This is a genomic window from Paraburkholderia sp. BR10872 (assembly GCF_040965835.1).
In the GTDB taxonomy this organism is placed as follows: Bacteria; Pseudomonadota; Gammaproteobacteria; order Burkholderiales; family Burkholderiaceae; genus Paraburkholderia; species Paraburkholderia nodosa_A.
This window is the reverse complement of record NZ_JBFRCN010000180.1, coordinates 1-267: the sequence shown is the minus strand read 5'-3', so window position 1 is coordinate 267 and position 267 is coordinate 1. Positions and strand designations below refer to the sequence as shown.

The following is a 267-nucleotide window of genomic DNA, read 5'->3' as shown; positions in this document are numbered from 1 at the left end:
GAGCCGCTGACCACGCCGGTCCGTTCGCCGCAGAGTAATGGCATGGCCGAATCGTTCGTGAAGACGATGAAACATAATTACGTCGCCTTTATGGACAAGCCCGATGCACCAACGGCGCTCTCGCGTCTGGCTATCGCGTTTGAACACTACAATGAGCGCCACCCGCATAAAGCCCTGAAATACCGCTCGCCGCGCGAGTTCAGGCGCGCTGCGGTGCCATCAACCTAACGGTGTCCGCGTGTCCTGAGTTACAGGGGCAACTCCAGC

1 protein-coding gene is annotated in these 267 nt (G+C 59.2%); it reads left to right on the top strand.

The window, feature by feature from the left end; translation table 11 throughout:
* Positions 1–228, top strand: a 228-nt coding sequence (locus tag AB4Y43_RS40585; protein WP_368730304.1) for an integrase core domain-containing protein, incomplete at its 5' end; no start/stop codon positions are given.
* Positions 229–267 lie beyond the last annotated feature (39 nt).